This is a genomic window from Microbacterium sp. CBA3102 (assembly GCF_007954505.1).
GTDB lineage: Bacteria > Actinomycetota > Actinomycetes > Actinomycetales > Microbacteriaceae > Microbacterium > Microbacterium aurugineum.
In genome coordinates this window covers 2,070,815-2,084,572 of the sequence record NZ_CP042412.1, presented here as the reverse complement: position 1 = coordinate 2,084,572, position 13,758 = coordinate 2,070,815, and the positions used below count along the sequence as shown (strand labels likewise).

At 69.1% G+C, this 13,758-nt stretch carries 14 protein-coding genes; 5 read left to right on the top strand and 9 right to left on the bottom strand.

Annotated elements, in window-relative coordinates; genetic code table 11:
• Positions 1–11: 11 nt before the first annotated feature.
• Positions 12–1,535, top strand: a complete 1,524-nt coding sequence (locus FGL91_RS09965) for an ATP-dependent DNA ligase (protein WP_153243733.1) — start codon at positions 12–14, stop codon at positions 1,533–1,535.
• Between the two features lie 7 nt (positions 1,536–1,542).
• On the opposite strand, the gene FGL91_RS09960 is transcribed toward FGL91_RS09965, so the two are convergent.
• A complete protein-coding gene (locus FGL91_RS09960) occupies positions 1,543–2,052 on the bottom strand; it encodes a phosphoribosyltransferase (RefSeq protein WP_047522748.1) in 510 nt (169 codons plus the stop codon).
• 163 nt (positions 2,053–2,215) lie between these two features.
• Between FGL91_RS09960 and FGL91_RS09955 the strand changes: the two genes are divergently transcribed.
• The 3 genes from FGL91_RS09955 to FGL91_RS09945 are packed head-to-tail and all read left to right on the top strand — an operon-like array spanning position 2,216 to position 5,163.
• On the top strand, positions 2,216–3,865 hold the full coding sequence (locus tag FGL91_RS09955) for a thiamine pyrophosphate-binding protein (protein ID WP_131494428.1): 1,650 nt from the start codon (positions 2,216–2,218) through the stop codon (positions 3,863–3,865).
• A 27-nt stretch (positions 3,866–3,892) separates the two neighbouring features.
• Positions 3,893–4,747 carry a PhzF family phenazine biosynthesis protein gene (locus tag FGL91_RS09950; RefSeq protein ID WP_131494429.1) on the top strand — a complete coding sequence of 285 codons (855 nt, stop codon included), beginning with the start codon at positions 3,893–3,895 and terminating at the stop codon, positions 4,745–4,747.
• 26 nt (positions 4,748–4,773) lie between these two features.
• Entirely contained in the window at positions 4,774–5,163 is a 390-nt protein-coding gene (locus tag FGL91_RS09945) for a VOC family protein (protein ID WP_131494430.1), read from the top strand.
• Here FGL91_RS09945 and FGL91_RS09940 read toward each other — a convergent pair.
• From FGL91_RS09940 to FGL91_RS09915, 7 genes are all read right to left on the bottom strand, one after another.
• A complete protein-coding gene (locus FGL91_RS09940) occupies positions 5,160–5,534 on the bottom strand; it encodes a VOC family protein (protein ID WP_047522708.1) in 375 nt (124 codons plus the stop codon). The genes FGL91_RS09945 and FGL91_RS09940 overlap by 4 nt on opposite strands.
• Before the next feature lie 85 nt (positions 5,535–5,619).
• Positions 5,620–6,243, bottom strand: a complete 624-nt coding sequence (locus FGL91_RS09935; RefSeq protein ID WP_153244718.1) for a response regulator transcription factor — start codon at positions 6,241–6,243, stop codon at positions 5,620–5,622.
• 2 nt (positions 6,244–6,245) lie between these two features.
• Positions 6,246–7,019: a sensor histidine kinase gene (locus FGL91_RS19090; protein ID WP_227991450.1), complete on the bottom strand. Its 774-nt coding sequence runs from the start codon at positions 7,017–7,019 to the stop codon at positions 6,246–6,248.
• A gap of 65 nt (positions 7,020–7,084) precedes the next feature.
• Entirely contained in the window at positions 7,085–7,447 is a 363-nt protein-coding gene (locus tag FGL91_RS19085) for a hypothetical protein (protein WP_227991444.1), read from the bottom strand.
• A gap of 28 nt (positions 7,448–7,475) precedes the next feature.
• Positions 7,476–8,231 (bottom strand): ABC transporter permease, encoded by a 756-nt coding sequence (locus tag FGL91_RS09925; protein WP_047522701.1) that lies wholly within the window; start codon positions 8,229–8,231, stop codon positions 7,476–7,478.
• Between the two features lies 1 nt (position 8,232).
• Complete coding sequence (locus tag FGL91_RS09920) at positions 8,233–9,207, bottom strand: ABC transporter ATP-binding protein (RefSeq protein WP_153243732.1); 975 nt, start codon at positions 9,205–9,207, stop codon at positions 8,233–8,235.
• Positions 9,208–9,517: 310 nt separating this feature from the next.
• Positions 9,518–11,389, bottom strand: a complete 1,872-nt coding sequence (locus FGL91_RS09915) for an FAD-dependent monooxygenase (RefSeq protein ID WP_153243731.1) — start codon at positions 11,387–11,389, stop codon at positions 9,518–9,520.
• Between the two features lie 145 nt (positions 11,390–11,534).
• Here FGL91_RS09915 and FGL91_RS09910 point away from each other — a divergent pair, with 145 nt between their 5' ends.
• Positions 11,535–12,245: an IclR family transcriptional regulator gene (locus tag FGL91_RS09910; RefSeq protein WP_131492442.1), complete on the top strand. Its 711-nt coding sequence runs from the start codon at positions 11,535–11,537 to the stop codon at positions 12,243–12,245.
• 119 nt (positions 12,246–12,364) lie between these two features.
• Here the strand turns inward: FGL91_RS09910 and FGL91_RS09905 are convergent, their stop codons facing one another.
• A complete protein-coding gene (locus tag FGL91_RS09905) occupies positions 12,365–13,744 on the bottom strand; it encodes an MFS transporter (RefSeq protein ID WP_131492443.1) in 1,380 nt (459 codons plus the stop codon).
• Positions 13,745–13,758: the final 14 nt, after the last annotated feature.

The following is a 13,758-nucleotide window of genomic DNA, read 5'->3' as shown; positions in this document are numbered from 1 at the left end:
AGAATGCCCAGATGATGCTCGCAGAGCTGGTCACCACAGCCGATCGCGTCGGAGCCACGTCGTCCCGGCTCGCCAAGATCGACGCCCTGGCCGACCTTCTCGCGCGCGCGGAACCATCCGAGCTCCCCGCGTTGATCGGTCTCCTGCTCGCCTCGCCGCGGCAGGGCCGGCTCGGCGTCGGATGGCGCGGACTCACGGCTCTCGACATCACGCATGCCGACGATCCCTCGCTGAGCGTCGGCGACGTCGATGCCGCGCTCGACGTGCTGGCCGCGACCTCCGGTTCCGGTTCGGCCGCCGCCCGCACCGGCATCCTCGTCGATCTGGCTGCGCGCGCCACCGCCGCCGAGTGGGACTTCCTGGTTCGCGCGATGCTCGGCGAGCTGCGCACCGGGGCCCTGTCGGGAGTGCTGCTCGATGCGATCGCGCGGGCCTCCGACCGTCCGGCCGCCGTCGTGCGCCGCGCGGCGATGTTGTCGGGCGACCTCGGTGAGACCGCCCGCATCGCCCTCACGGGAAGCGCAGAAGACCTCGAGTCCGTCGGACTGCAGGTCGGGCGCCCCGTGCTCCCGATGCTCGCGGCGACCGCGGCGACGACGACTGCTGCGCTCGAGATCACGGGTGAGGCGTCGGTCGAGTACAAGCTCGACGGCGCCCGCATCCAAGTGCACCGTCAGGGAGACGACGTCGGCGTCTACACCCGGAGTCTGGCCGACATCACGCACCGTGTGCCGGAGCTCGTCGAGATCGTGCGTGCGCTTCCGGTGAACGATGTCATCCTCGACGGTGAGACGCTCTCGCTCGATGAAGACGGAGGGCCGCGCCCGTTCCAGGAGACGATGTCGCGGTTCGGGGCCGAGGTGTCGAGAGACCTCGTGCTGCGGCCGTGGTTCTTCGACGTGCTGCACGTGGATGGGCGCGACCTGCTCGACGAGCCGCTCTCCGTGCGGCTGGCAGAGCTGGAACGCGTGGCCGGCGACTGGCGGATGCCCGGGCTCGTCACCGCCGATCCGGAGGCCGCCGAGCGTCTCTCGCGCGACGCCCTCGCCGCGGGCCATGAGGGAGTCGTGGTCAAGGCGATCGACGCCCCCTACGCGGCCGGTCGCCGAGGCAAGTCCTGGGTCAAGGTCAAACCCGTGCTGACCTTCGATCTGGTGGTCCTCGGCGCGGAGTGGGGTTCCGGGCGCCGTCGCGGTTGGCTGTCGAACCTGCACCTGGGCGCCCGCGACCCGGAAGGCGAGTTCGGCCACCCCGGCGGGTTCGTCATGGTCGGCAAGACGTTCAAGGGCCTCACCGATGAGCTGCTGAAGTGGCAGACCGAGCACTTCCCCGAGCATGAATCGCACCGCACGGCGTCGACCGTGTTCCTGCGCCCGGAGATCGTCGTGGAGATCGCGATCGACGGCGTGCAGCGCTCCCCGCGCTATCCGGGGGGTCTCGCCCTGCGCTTCGCGCGGGTCAAGGGGTACCGGGACGACAAGTCGCCGGGTGAGGCCGACACGATCCAGGCGCTTCGGGCGCTGCTGCGCGGGTGACGCGCGATCAGGCCGAGGGCGCCAGCCCGAGATCCTCTTCGCGCACGGTGCCGCGGAAAGACCACGGGAAGTTGATCCAGAGGTCGGTGTCCTTCCAGGCGAAGTCGGGCTGGATGATGGTCGACGGCTTGGTGTAGATCGTGACGGACCGCACGTCGGCACCCTTGTCCTTCAGCAGTTGCACGGCGAGCGCGAGCGTACGCCCGGAGTCGGCGACGTCGTCCACGAGCAGCACCCGGCGTCCGTCGAGGTACGCCATGTCGAGCTCCGGCGGAAGCACCTCGGGCGCATCGAGCACCGTGCCGATCCCGGTGTAGAACTCGACGTTGATCGCACCACAGTTCTTCGCACCGAGACCGTAGGCGATGGCACCGGCCGGAAGCAGACCGCCCCGCGCGATGGCCACGACCACCTCCGGCTCGAAGCCGCTGGCGAGGATGTCCCGTGCCAGATCACGCGTCGCCGCTCCGAAGCCATCCCAGGTGAGCGTCTCGCGCTCGATCGATGCATCTGTCATCTGAGCATTCTCCCGCATCGGCCGGCACCCCTCCGCCGGTAGAATGGGCGGGTCCGGCCACGCCGGTGCCTGAAAAAGAGGCACGAAGCACTCCACGACGACGCGGAGGCGAGACACATACGGATCCCGCAGTTCCTCCGTCCCTGTCTCGAAAGGCTTTCGCATGCCCACCGTGTCCGCGCACGTCGCCCTCACCCTCGCCCAGCACATCGACGCCGTCTTCGGGGTGATGGGAAACGGCAACGCCTACTTCCTCGATGCGCTCGAGAAGCAGACGGAGGCCACGTTCACCGCCGTCCGCCACGAGCAGGGCGCCGTGGTCGCCGCCGATGCCCACTTCCGCGCATCCGGGCGGATCGCCGCGGGTACCTCGACGTATGGCGCCGGCTTCACCAACACGCTCACCGCCCTCGCCGAGTCCGTGCAGGCGCACGTGCCGCTCGTGCTCGTGGTCGGCGATGAACCCACCTCGGGCCCCCGTCCGTGGGACGTCGATCAGATCGCGCTCGCGTCGGCCGTCGGTGCGCGCACGTATACCGTCGGTCGTGCGGACGCCGCGGCCACCACCGTCATCGCGATCGAGCACGCCCTCACGTATCGGGTTCCCGTCGTGCTGGCGATCCCCTATGACGTGGCCTCTCTCGAAGCCGGGGAGGTGCCCGCTGCTCCGTCGCCGCGCGTTCCAGCGCCGCTCGCCCCGCGCGGGGAGTTCGCCGAGGGGATGCTCGACCAGATCACCGCCGCCCTGGCCGGCGCCGAACGCCCGTTCCTGCTCGCCGGCCGCGGCGCCTGGCTCTCCAGCGCGAGCACGGCCCTGGGCGAGCTCGCCAAGGCCACCGGCGCGCTGACCGCGTCGTCCGCCCTCGGTCGTGGAGTGTTCCCCGAGACGAAGTACGACCTGGGTGTGACCGGCGGCTTCGGTGCGGACGGCGCGATGGAACTGATTCACACTGCCGACGTCGCCGTCGTGTTCGGCGCGTCACTGAACCAGTTCACGATGCGATTCGGAGAGCTGTTCGCGCCGGGCACGACGGTGTTCCAGATCGACATCGCACCCGCGGCGACGCACGCACACGTCGGCGGCTTCGTCCGCGCGGACGCGCGACTCGCTGCCGAAGCACTCGTGGACCGCATCGGCACGACCACGATCGCCGCCCCCTGGCGGGAGAGCGTCGATGTCGCCTCCGCCCGCGCCTACGACGACGGGGACGACCTCGCCCCCGACGGGCGCCTCGACCCGCGCTCCGCGGCGCGGCGCATCGCCGAGATGCTCCCCGAAGATCGGATCGTGGTCTCCGACGGCGGGCACTTCATCGGATGGGCGAACATGTACTGGCCGGTCGCCGCGCCCGATCGCATGATGATGGTCGGCACCGCATTCCAGTCGATCGGTCAAGGCTGGCCGAGCGTCGTCGGTGCCGCCCTGGCACGGCGCGAGTCGACCATCGTCCTCACCTCCGGGGACGGCGGCGGACTGATGGCGATCGCCGACCTGGAATCCGCGGTCCGCGCAGCCGGCGGCCGGGGGATGGCCGTCGTGTGGAACGATGCGGCGTACGGTGCCGAGGTGAACCTGTACGGCCTCAAGGGGCTGGCAGAGGCCCCGATGCGCATCCCGGAGGTCGACTTCGCGGCTTTCGGTGCCGCCGTCGGCGCAGAAGGTGTCGTCGTGCGCACCCTCGCCGACCTCGATCGACTCGAGGCATGGACCGCCGAAGACCCCTCGTCGCGTCGGTTCCTGCTGCTCGACCTGCGCATCTCCGGGGATGTCATCGCCCCGTACCAGCAGGAGATCATCCGCGTGAACTCCTGACCACGGCGGTCCAGTAGGCTCCTCGCCATGCCCGATCACACGCAGGTTCTGCGATACAGCGCCTTCGCGGCCACGCCCGGCGGCGGCAACCCCGCCGGAGTCGTCCTCGACGCATCCGCCCTCGACGACGACACGATGCAGCGGATCGCCGCGGACGTCGGGTTCTCCGAGACGGCGTTCCTGGTGGGCACCGACTCACACGACGGCGCACCTCGGGTTCGGGTGCGGTACTGGTCCCCGGCTGCAGAGGTGCCCTTCTGCGGTCATGCGACCGTGGCGACCGCGGTTGCTCTCGCTGAACGGGATGGGCCGGGAACCGTGGTCTTCGACACCGCGGCGGGGAGGGTGACGCTGCAGTCGGAGACGGATGCGAACGGAACCGTCACCGTGTCGTTCACGAGCGTGGAGCCGGAGGTGCGTGATCTCGAAGTGGGCGTGCGCGACCGGCTGCTGGCGCTGCTCGGGCTCCTCCCCTCCGACCTGGATCCGCGATTCCCGGTGCAGGAGGCGTTCGCGGGCAACTGGCATCCGATCGTCTTCCTGGCGGACCGGGAGCTGTTCCATCAGTTCCGCTTCGCCCCGGCCGACGTCGCCGCCCTCATGCGGGATCAGGGCTGGCTCGGGACAGTGACGGTGCTCCATGCCGACGACCCCGCCGAGATCGAGGCGAGGAACCTGTTCCCGGTCGGACGCATCACCGAGGATCCGGCTACCGGTTCCGCGGCCGCAGCGACGGGAGCGTATCTGAGGCACCGAGGTGTCCCCCTGTCCACGACACGCATCCGCCAGGGCGCGCACGTCGGGCGCCCCAGCGAACTCCTGGTCACGATCCCGGAGCGGGGCGGCATCGTCGTCTCCGGAGGCGCCACCCGCATCGAGTGACGCGGTCACTCTGACAGACTCGGAAGATGCCGGGACTCCATCACGTCGAGCTGTGGATCGCCGACCTCGATGCCGTTCGATCAGAGTGGGGCTGGATCCTCTCCAGGCTCGGTTTCACGAGGGCAGACGCGTGGACCGAGGGGGAAACCTGGACCGGTGGTGGCGCCTACCTCACCCTCACGACCTCGCCGAACCTCTCCGATGCGGTGCACGACCGCCGACGCGCGGGACTCAACCACCTCGCGTTCCAGGGTGGTGCCCGGAGCGATGTGGACGCGATCATGGCTGAGGCAGCCGACCGGGGTTGGCGCCCGCTCTACGCAGACCGCTACCCTCACGCGGGCGGAGACCAGCACTACGCCGGATGGCTCGAGAACGCCTCCGGCTTCAAGATCGAGGTGGTCGCAGAACGCTAGGCGCCGTAGTCGGGCAGCTCCTGCAACGTCCAGGAGTTGCCGTCGGGATCGTCGAAGGACACGAAACGCCCCCACGCGAGTTCGTCGACCCCTCGCGCCTCGACGCCGAGCCCCTTGAGGTGAGCAAGAGCCTCGTCCGCATCCGGGATCACGACTTGGATCGTGTTCTGCTTTCCAGGCTCGAGGTCGATGCCCAGCCCCGTGCCGAAAGCGATCGAGCACGCCGATCCGGGCGGCGTCATCTGCACGAAGCGGAGTCCTTCGACCGGAGTCTGGTCCCAGTCCGCGTGGAAGCCGACCTTTTCGTAGAAGGCCTTCGACCGGTCCACATCGGTCACCGGGACGAAGATGAGTTCGATCTTCCAGTCCATCACACCCTCCTCTCGGGCGCCTTCGCCCGTCGGCATCCACGGTACGCGCGGGCACCGACATCGCCGCAGAGCGGGGTCCGGATCGTCAGATCCATCCCTTGTCGAGTGCGATCCGCACCGCCTGGGCCCGGTTGCCCGCCCCGGTCTTCCCGATCGCCGCAGACAGGTGGTTGCGCACGGTGCCCGCGGAGAGGAACACCTCGGCGGCGATCGCCGCCGCTGAGCGTCCGTCCGCCGCGAGGCGGAGCACCTGCTGCTCCCGATCGCTCAGCGGGTTGGCTCCCTCGAACAGGCTGTCCGCCGCGAGCACGGGATCGAGCACGCGAAGCCCGGCATGCACCCGACGCACGGCCTCCGCGAGCTGTTCTGCCGGGGTGTCCTTCACGATGAAGCCGCTCGCCCCGGCGTCCAACGCCGAGCGCAGGTAGCCCGGTCGGGCGAAGGTCGTGACGACGAGCACCCGCGTCCCGGCACTCGCCTCGCGGATGCGGCGTGTGGCCTCCACACCGTCCATCCCCGGCATCTGGATGTCCATCAGGCACACATCCGGTCGCAGCTCCGTCGCGAGCCGCACCGCCTCTGCTCCCTCCGAGGCCATGCCGATCACGTCGAGGTCGGGCTCCAGATCCAGCAAGGCTCCGAGCGCCCCGCGCACCAGCGCCTGATCGTCGGCGATCAGCAGACGGATCGCGCCGCCGTCCTGCGACATGCTCACCACGTCACCTCCACCCGTGTGCCGGAGCCTCCGGAGGCATCCGCCGGCCCGATGACGAATCCGGCGCCCGCGGCCGCCGCGCGCTCGCGCATTCCGTGGATGCCGTTCCCTTCGCTCCCGCTGATGCCCACCCCGTCGTCCTCCACGATCATGCGTCCGGGCGCGAGTCGTACGAGCACCGTGCGCGCCCGCGAATGGCGGAGCGTGTTGGTGGTCGCCTCGCGCAGGATCCAACTCGCGGTGAGCGCCTGGGCGGGAGACAGCGCGCCGGGCTCACCGTCGACCCGCACCTCGATATCGGCCGCGCGGAAGGAATCCTGCGACGACGCGAGCTGCTCCACGAGCGTCGTCGCACGCGCTCCCGCCACCGTCGAGCGCACACCCGCGATCGCCTCGGCGGTGAGTCGCTCGATGTCGGCGAGCTCGACCTTCGCCCGCTCCGGATCGGAGTCCATCAGGCGCCGCACCAGCTGCGCCTTGAGCCCGACGACGGTCAGCGAATGGCCGATCAGGTCGTGCACATCGCGGGCGACGGCTTCGCGTCCTTCGCTGGTCGCCAGTTCGAGGCCGAGTCGCTCCGCCTCCGCGGAACGGATGATGAGCCAGGTCGACACGGTGTTCACGACACCGAGCAGGACCACGATGGCGAGCACGGAGAGGTAGGTGAAGCCGCCGGGGATGAGGAAGACGCAGGCCACGGTGACCACGACGGCGCCGATCATCGTGATCCAGTGCCAGACACGGGTCAGGCCATAGGAGGCGAACGACATGATGAACGGCAGGAAGCTCAGGGCCGATCCACCCTCAGCCGGGACCGAGATCAGCGCGCAACCGATCAGCGCGGCGAAGGTGGTCCACTGCCGCCTCGACGGTGGGCGTCCCAGTCCCCGCCCCCGCGCATGCCGTGGATGAAGCCGGTGATGTAGAGGACGACGAAGACGAACAGAGCGATCCAGCCGACGACGACCCAGGCCGGTGCCGCCTCGGAGTGCACCAGCGCGATCACCGGGTACACGAGGAACACGAGCCAGATCACGGCCATCAGCCAGCCGAACCGCGCCCACGGGTCCTTCCCGGTGGCGCGGCGTGCGCCGGGAGCCGACCAGGCCGCCGGGGCCGCACCCGCCGCCGCGAAGGTCGCGGCTTCGTGGGAGGGCCCCGGTGACTCCGGGCGATCCGGATTCGTGTGCTGCGTCATCCGTCCAACCTACTGTCGGTGCGTGCCGCTACTGGCGCGCCCGCGAGCGCTTGATTCCCATCGTCACCAGCAGGACGAACAGCGCGAGCCACACGGCGACGTTGAGGAACAGCATCCACAGTTCATCGGTCTGCCCCGTGGTGAGCACGCCCTCCGTGAGCGGCCAGCGACTCAGCGCGACGAAACCGTACAGAGGGGTGAACCGAGCGATGTCGAGCATCACACCGTCGAGCGGCATGAAGACGTTGCCGAAGAACGCGAAGAACGTCATCGAGATGGAGGCGAGCGCCGCCGCAGAGTCCGAGCTGAAGAAGAGCCCGACACCGAGGCCGAACAGTCCGTAGATCAAGCCGATCCCGAGGATGATGCCGGCGGTCGCGACCCAGCGCCAGGCATCCTCGACCTGTGCACCCGTCATCATGCCTGCGGTGAAGACCGCCAGCAGGGCCAGCGTCGCGAAGGAGACGGCGGTCAGCAGCTTGGTCACCGCGTAGCCGGCGGTGGTGAGCGGGGTCATCGCCAGCTGGCGCCCCCACCCCTGCTTCGCCTCGGTCGCGGCGAGGGAGGTGAGGGAGCTCATCGCCACGGCGGTGCCGTAGGCGGCCATCGACGTCATCACGTAGAACGAGACGTTGCCGTTGCCGGCCGACAGGGAGCCGTAGCCCATCCCGGCACCGAACAGCAGGTACATCGCGACCGGCATGGCCAGAGTGAACGCGAGCGTGTAGGGATTGCGCAGCTGGCGGACGCCTTCGATGCGCAGCATGGTGGGTGAGACGAGCATGTCAGTTCTCCGTCAGCGCCGTGAAGGCGGTTTCGAGGGTGGGAGCGGCGATCTCGAGATCGTGAGCGCCGTGGTCGAGGAGGAGGCGGGCGACGGCATCGGAGTCCGCGGCCCGCAGGCTCACCCGGTCACCGTCCAGGTGCACGTCCGCGATGCCCTCCGTGGCCACCAACGTGGCGACGAGGGCCGTCGAGGTCTCGGCGACGGTCGCCGACACGGTGCGCTCTCCGAGGCTTGCACGCAGCAGCGCGGTGGGAGCGTCTGCGACGACCGTGCCGCGGTGCATCACCACGGTGCGGCGTGCGAACTGCTCTGCCTCTTCGAGGTAATGGGTGGCGAAGATGATCGTGCGACCGGCATCCGCATCCGCCCGCATCACGTCCCAGAAGTGACGACGCGCGGTGACGTCCATGCCCGCCGTGGGCTCGTCGAGCACGAGGATGTCCGGGTCGGAGACCATCGCGAGCGCGAACTTCACCCGCTGCTGCTCGCCGCCGGAGCACTTCGCGACGCGGCGACGGGAGAGGTGATCCAGATCGGCGCGAGCCATCACCTCGGGAACCCGTCCCAGCGCGTCGGATCCGTGCAAGGAGGCGATGAGTCGCACGGTCTCCCCCACGGTCAGGTCGCCGAGCAGGCCGCCGGTCTGCAGCACGGCCCCGATCGCCCCACTCGACGTCGCGCGTTCGGGCGTGACACCGAGCACCCGCACGGTACCGCTGCTGGGTTCGGTGAGTCCGAGCAGCATGTCGAGTGTGGTCGTCTTGCCCGCGCCGTTGGGGCCGAGCAGCGCGACCACCTCACCGCGTCGGATCGACAGGTCCACGCCGTCGACCGCTTGCACGCGGCGGTCGCCCACGCCGAAGTGTCGCTTCACGGCGCGCAGTTCGAGCACCACGGGATCATCGTTCGGGACCTCGGATGCCGGTCGCGCGGTGACCCGCGTCGCCGACTCGTCCACGGAGGAGTTGTTCATGCCTCCAGCCTCGCCCGTCGCGGCAACCGAGTCCGGAGGGCAGTGTCATCTCCTGGACATGACACGTGTCATGTCCACGCCTCCGTCCCTGCCCCCGCTCGCCGTCCCCCCGGAATCAAGGAGAACTCACGACATGAAGGAGCAGATGGCCTGAACGCTCCTTCTTTTCGTGTGTTCTCCTTCAGTTCGTGAACGCTCCTTCTTTTCGTGTGTTCTCCTTCAGGAGGAGCGGCCCGCCCTGCCGCTGGAGCCTGCCGCTGGAGGCGGAGAGGGAGGCGGAGAGGGAAACGGAGCGCAGGGCTCCGGCGCCTCACCCCGCGGGAAGGAACGCGCCGTCGAGGAAGTCCGCCAACGCAGCCGTGTCATCGAGCGGGAAGATCGCCGCGACGTACTGGTCGGGTCGCACGACGACCACCACTCCGTCGCGCGACAGCTCACGCGCCGCGAAGATGTCGGTCTCGCACCACTTGCTGGGGCCCGCTGCGTAGACCTTCTCCCAGTCGGTGAGCCCGAGGGGGCCGGTCTTCGGCTGGAACAGCGCGGGAGCCGAAGTCACTTCCACCTCTTCGAACGGCTGCTGGTAGACCGCCTTGACGTCGAAGAGTGCATCCACGTCGGCATCGGCCGGGGTGAAGCGGGCGAACAGCGGCTCGGCCTTCTCCGCCCAGGCGGCGAGCGCGTCACCGGTCCGGTCGCCGAACGCATAGACACGCCAGCGTCCGTCGGCCTTCGCGTGATGGCCCAGGTGGATGACGTTGCCGTCGCCGACGCGCACGACCTCGGCCGACTTGAAGCGCTTGCCGAGCGGATAGCCGGTCGCGAGCGCCTGATGGGCGTCTGTTCCGGTGATCATGGACGAGGTGTACTGCGTCATGAACCCGGAGGGGAACTCGGCGGTGGCGAGGTAGTAGGTCGCCAGCTCGTTGGGGTCGGAGATCTCCTCCGGCTTGCGCGCCATCAGCGTCGACCACTCCCGATCGAAGTCGATGAGCTGCTGTGCCACCGGTCGCCGTTCCGCCCCGTACGTCGCCAGCAGCGTCTCGGGGGCGCGCCCCGTGAGGACCGAGCCGAGCTTCCAGCCGAGGTTGAAGCCGTCCTGCATCGAGACGTTCATGCCCTGGCCTGCCTTGGCGCTGTGGGTGTGGCAGGCGTCACCGGTCAGGAACACCCGCGGGGTGCGTCCCGATTCGTCGATCACGTCGTCGAAGCCGTCGGTGACCCGGTGACCGACCTCGTACACGCTGTGCCAGGCGACCTCGCGTACGTCGAGCGTGTACGGGTGCAGGATCTCGTTGGCCCGGCGGATGATCTCCTCGATGGGCGTCTGCCGCACCCGGTGGTCATCGTCGTCGGCGACTTCACCCAGATCGATGTACATGCGCGAGAGGTACCCGCCCTCACGCGGGATGTGGAGGATGTTGCCCGCTTCGGAGTTGATCGCACACTTGGTGCGCCAGTCCGGGAAGTCGGTGTTGACGAGGACGTCCATCACGCCCCATGCGTGCGCCGAGGACGCTCCCACGTGCGTCCGCCCGATCGCCTGTCGCACACCGCTGCGCGCGCCGTCGCAGCCGACGACGAACCGGGCACGGATGGTCCGCTCCTCGCCGACGCGCTCCCCCGCGACGTAGCGGATCCCCACCTCGACCGGGTACGCGCCGTCGTCGTGGACGGTGAGGCCCGTGAACTCCACGCCGTAGTCGGGGACGATCCTGCCGGGGCCGTGCGCAGCGGACTCGGCGAAGTAGTCGAGGACGCGCGCCTGGTTGACGATCAGGTGCGGGAACTCGCAGATGTCGTAGGCGTAGTCGGACGTGCGGGAGGTGCGGACGATCTCGTCGCGCTTGTCAGGATTCGGGCCCCAGAAGTTCATCCAGCCGATGTTGTACGCCTCGGCGATGATCCGCTCGGCAAATCCGAACGCCTGGAACGTCTCGACGCTGCGTGGCTGGATGCCGTCCGCCTGACCGAGCGGGAGACGTCCGCCGCGCTTCTCGATGATCCGGGTGGAGATGCCGGGGTACTGCGACATCTGAGCGGCGAGCAACATGCCTGCGGGTCCGGAGCCGACGATGAGCACGTCGATCTCGTCGGGGATGTCGGCGGGCCGGTCTGCACCGATTCCGGCGGCGTCCTGCACGCGCGGGTCAGCGGAGACATAGCCGTGGTGGTGGAACTGCATCGTCGTCGATTCCTTCCGGACTTCTTCGTCGGTCTTGCCTGCGGGTCTTGCTTTCGTCGAACACCGTGTTCTATATTCGAACATACTGTTCTACTATTGAACACAGCGTAGCCCGCGGCGCCGCACATCGCAAGGGAGCACCCGCATGCCCGAGAACACGAAGACCTCCCCCGCCTCGCAGACCCTGAGCCGCGGCATCCGCATCCTCGAAGTCCTGGCCGACGCGCGCGGGGCGCTCACGATCGACGAGATCTCCGCCTGCCTCGGGGTGCACCGCTCGATCGCCTACCGCCTGGTGCGCACACTCGAAGACCACCGCCTGGTGACGCGCGATGCCGCGGGGGCCGTGGGTCTCGGCGCCCGGATGGCGGCGCTCGCGGCCGGTGTCGCCCATGACCTCCAGGCCGAAGCACTCCCCGAGCTCACCGCGATCGCCAACGAGCTGGGCATGACCTGCTTCCTCGCCGTGCTCGACGGCGGGGAGTGCATCACGCTGGCGAGTGTCGAGCCCCGCCATGCGGTCGCCAGTGTCGCGCAGCGCCCCGGCGCCCGGCATCCCGTCACCGTCGGCGCACCGGGCAAGGCCATCCTGGCGCAGCTCCCGCCTGCCGAGTGGCCGGCGGGCGCCCCCTCCTCCCTCCCCGCAGACGTCGAGACGACGAAGGACCGCGGCTTCGCGACCAGCCACGACGAGGTCATCCCCACCGTGCAGTCGGTGGCGGTACCGCTCGCGCTCCGGGGTCAGCGCCCGGCCGCGATCGCCGTCGTGCACGTGGCGACCGCGCTCGATGATGCCGCGATCGCCGCGCGCCTCCAGCGTTCGGCCGAGGCCATCCGCGACTCCCTCGCCGGCTGACCCGGCCACAACAGCGCGTGCGGGATCAAAAACGCGCGCCTACGAGTGAGTAGACGCGCGTTTTCGATCCCGCAACGGGGCGAAGAGCGAGACGGGGCGAAGAGCGAGACCGGAGCGGGTCAGGCCTTCGCGAGTCCGTGGATCGGGCTGACGGACTGCTCCGCCTCGTGGTCCGGTCCGAGCGGAATGCCGGAGCGATCGCGCAGCAGCAGCGTGGCGATCAGTCCGAGAACCGTCATCCCGGCGAGGTACCACGTGACGGCGTCCGTCGAGCCGGTTGCGCTCACGATAGCCGTGGCGATCGTCGGTGCGAACGCCCCTCCGGCGATCGCACCGATCGCGTAGGAGATGGACACCCCCGAGAAGCGGATGCTCGCAGGGAACAGTTCGGCGTACAGCGCCGCCTGCGGGCCGTAGGTGAAGCCGAGACCGATGGTCAGGATCGCGAGACCGGCGAACAGCAGACCGATCTCGCCGGTGTTCACGAGCGGGAACAGGGTGAACACACCGATCAGCTGCAACACCCATCCGATGACGTACGTCGTACGACGGCCGATGCGGTCGGACAGCCATCCGGCGAGAAGGGTCGTGAGCAGCCAGGTGACGGCAGAACCCGCGACAGCCCAGAGGACCGGTCCACGCTCGAGGCCGATCGACCCCTCGGGGTTGGTCGCGTAGCCCTGGATGTATCCGCCGGTGGTCATGTAGCCGACGGCGTTGTTGCCGGCGAACACCAGCGCCGCGATGATGACGAGCAGCAGGTGCTTGCGGAACAGCTGCGCAATCGGCATCTGCGCCTTCTCCTTGCGCGCGGCGAGTTCGGTGAAGACCGGGCTCTCCTCGACCTTGCGACGCACGTAGTAGCCGACGAGGATCAGCACCACGCTGAGCAGGAACGGCACCCGCCAGCCCCAGGCCATGAACTGCTCGCCCGGAGCGATCACGGTCATCAGCGCCATCACGCCCGAGGCGAGGAGCAGGCCGAGGGGAACACCGATCTGCGGCGACGCGCCGAAGATGCCGCGCTTCTTGCGCGGAGCGTGCTCGACGGCCATCAGCACCGCGCCGCCCCACTCACCACCGGCGGAGATGCCCTGGATAATGCGGAGCAGCACCAGCAGGATCGGCGCCGTGATCCCGATCGTCTCGTACGTGGGCAGGATTCCGATGAGCGCGGTCGCGGCGCCCATCAGGATGAGCGTCCACATGAGCACGGCCTTGCGCCCGAGCTTGTCGCCGTAGTGCCCCGCGAGGAAGGCGCCGAGCGGGCGGAAGAGGAAGCTGACGCCGACCGTCGCGAAGGCGACCAGCGCACTGTTCGCACCCAGGGGCTCGAAGAACAGCTGCCCGAACACGAGTCCGACCGCTGTGGCGTAGATGAAGAAGTCGTACCACTCGACGGTGGTTCCGACGACGGTTGCGAAGACGACGCGGCGCCGATCGGCCGATGTCGCGATGGTTCCGGTGGGCGTGAACCCATCCTGTGACTGCCCGCTCATGGGGTGTCTCCTTC

Bases quoted from the DNA above. Each gene is read 5' to 3' on its own strand.
- FGL91_RS09965 (WP_153243733.1), top strand. From the start codon at position 12: ATGATGCTCGCAGAGCTGGTCACCACAGCCGATCGCGTCGGAGCCACG.
- FGL91_RS09960 (WP_047522748.1), bottom strand. From the start codon at position 2,052: ATGACAGATGCATCGATCGAGCGCGAGACGCTCACCTGGGATGGCTTC.
- FGL91_RS09955 (WP_131494428.1), top strand. From the start codon at position 2,216: ATGCCCACCGTGTCCGCGCACGTCGCCCTCACCCTCGCCCAGCACATC.
- FGL91_RS09950 (WP_131494429.1), top strand. From the start codon at position 3,893: ATGCCCGATCACACGCAGGTTCTGCGATACAGCGCCTTCGCGGCCACG.
- FGL91_RS09945 (WP_131494430.1), top strand. From the start codon at position 4,774: ATGCCGGGACTCCATCACGTCGAGCTGTGGATCGCCGACCTCGATGCC.
- FGL91_RS09940 (WP_047522708.1), bottom strand. From the start codon at position 5,534: ATGGACTGGAAGATCGAACTCATCTTCGTCCCGGTGACCGATGTGGAC.
- FGL91_RS09935 (WP_153244718.1), bottom strand. From the start codon at position 6,243: ATGTCGCAGGACGGCGGCGCGATCCGTCTGCTGATCGCCGACGATCAG.
- FGL91_RS19090 (WP_227991450.1), bottom strand. From the start codon at position 7,019: ATGTCGTTCGCCTCCTATGGCCTGACCCGTGTCTGGCACTGGATCACG.
- FGL91_RS19085 (WP_227991444.1), bottom strand. From the start codon at position 7,447: ATGACGCAGCACACGAATCCGGATCGCCCGGAGTCACCGGGGCCCTCC.
- FGL91_RS09925 (WP_047522701.1), bottom strand. From the start codon at position 8,231: ATGCTCGTCTCACCCACCATGCTGCGCATCGAAGGCGTCCGCCAGCTG.
- FGL91_RS09920 (WP_153243732.1), bottom strand. From the start codon at position 9,207: ATGAACAACTCCTCCGTGGACGAGTCGGCGACGCGGGTCACCGCGCGA.
- FGL91_RS09915 (WP_153243731.1), bottom strand. From the start codon at position 11,389: ATGCAGTTCCACCACCACGGCTATGTCTCCGCTGACCCGCGCGTGCAG.
- FGL91_RS09910 (WP_131492442.1), top strand. From the start codon at position 11,535: ATGCCCGAGAACACGAAGACCTCCCCCGCCTCGCAGACCCTGAGCCGC.
- FGL91_RS09905 (WP_131492443.1), bottom strand. From the start codon at position 13,744: ATGAGCGGGCAGTCACAGGATGGGTTCACGCCCACCGGAACCATCGCG.